Source organism: Binatus sp. (SeqCode), from assembly GCF_049584895.1.
GTDB lineage: Bacteria > Desulfobacterota > Binatia > Binatales > Binataceae > Binatus.
This window is the reverse complement of record NZ_JBAUYR010000125.1, coordinates 1-1878: the sequence shown is the minus strand read 5'-3', so window position 1 is coordinate 1878 and position 1878 is coordinate 1. Positions and strand designations below refer to the sequence as shown.

The 1878-nt window shown below is 64.3% G+C and carries 1 protein-coding gene; it reads left to right on the top strand.

Annotated elements, in window-relative coordinates:
- Window positions 1-1878: phosphoribosylformylglycinamidine synthase subunit PurL (gene purL, locus WB650_RS21240; protein WP_423961948.1), on the top strand; the 1878-nt coding region annotated here is incomplete at both ends.

Genomic DNA, 1878 nt, shown 5'->3' with positions numbered 1-1878 from the left:
ATCCAACTATCGACGCAGTGCAGGCTCGCGCGCACGGCCTTACCGACGGCGAATACGCGACTATCGAGCACATCCTGGGCCGCGCCCCGACCTTCACCGAACTGGGCGTTTTCTCGGTGATGTGGTCGGAGCATTGCTCGTACAAATCGTCGCGCATCCATCTGAGAAAGCTGCCGTCGAAGAGCGAACTCGTGGTGCAAGGGCCGGGTGAGAACGCCGGCGCGATCGATGTCGGCGACGGCTGGGCCGCGGTTTTCAAAATCGAAAGCCATAACCATCCGTCGTTCGTCGAGCCGTACCAGGGCGCGGCGACCGGAGTCGGCGGAATCCTGCGCGACATTTTCACGATGGGCGCGCGGCCGGTCGCGAGCATGAACTCGCTGAAGTTCGGCAGCTTCGATCATCCACGGACGCGTTACCTCCTTGGCGGTGTGGTCGGCGGAATCGGCGGCTACGGCAACTGCGTCGGGGTGCCGACGGTCGCGGGCGAGGTGATGTTCGACGCCGCGTACGACGCGAACATTCTCGTGAACGCGTTCTGCCTCGGGCTGGTGCGCACGGGCGAGATGATGAGCGCGAAGGCGCGCGGCGTCGGCAACCCGGTGCTTTATGTTGGATCTGCGACCGGGCGCGATGGAATTCACGGCGCGTCGATGGCGTCGGCGGAGTTCGACAAGGAGAGCGAGGCCAAGCGTCCGGCGGTACAGGTCGGCGATCCGTTCACCGAGAAATTGTTGATCGAGGCGTGCCTCGAGGCGGGCAGGACCGGCGCGATCGTCGCTATCCAGGACATGGGCGCCGCCGGACTGACGTCGTCGTCGAGCGAGATGCCCTCGCATGGCGGACTCGGGATCGAGCTTGATCTCGACAAGGTGCCGCTGCGCGAGGCGAATCTGACGCCGTATGAGATTCTGCTGTCGGAATCGCAGGAACGCATGCTGATTGTGGCCGAGCGCGGGCGCGAGGCGGAATTGCAGGCGGTTTTCGAGAAGTGGGACCTGCACGCGGTCGTGATCGGGCGGATTACGGATGATCAGCGATGGCGCGCGCGCTGGCATGGGCAGGTTGTCGCAGATATTCCGATTGGCGCGCTGGCCGACGACGCTCCGCTGTACGATCGTCCCGCGGCCGCGCCGAAGACTCAGGCATCCGCGAAAACTTCGACCGTCAAACATCCGGAGCCGTCAAGGGCGATGCGAGCTTTGCTCGACAGTCCCAACGTCGCGTCGAAGAAGTGGGTTTATCGGCAGTACGATTCGATTGTTCAGAGCAATACGGTGCTGGGGCCGGGCAGCGACGCGGCCGTATTGCGAATCAAGAATTCGCGGCGCGCGATGGCGCTCAAGGTGGACTCGAATCCTCGTGCGTGCGCGCTCGACCCGTATCTCGGCGCGGTCGGCGTGGTTTGCGAGGCGGCGCGCAATGTCGCGTGCGCGGGTGCGCGCCCGGTGGGAATCACGAACTGCCTGAACTACGGCAACCCTGAACGGCCCGAGGTGATGTGGCAGTTTATCCGCGGCGTTGACGGGCTGCGCGACGCGTCCCTTGCGTTCGGCGCGCCGGTGGTCAGCGGCAACGTGAGCTTTTACAACGAGACCGAAGGCCATCCGATTCCGCCGACGCCGACCATCGCCGTGCTGGGCGTGATGCCTGACGTCGCCAAGCACGTTACGCAGCATTTCAAGAATCCCGGTGACGCGATCGTGATCGTGCGCACGGGCAAGCCTTCGCTGGCGGCGAGTGAGTATGCGGAGCTATTCGGAATCGATGGGGGGCAGCTTGGCGCGATCGATCTGGCTCGGGAAGCGGCTCTGGTCGAGGGGCTGGTTGAAGGCGCCGAACAGGGGCTGATAAGATCAGCTCACGATATCGCCGAGG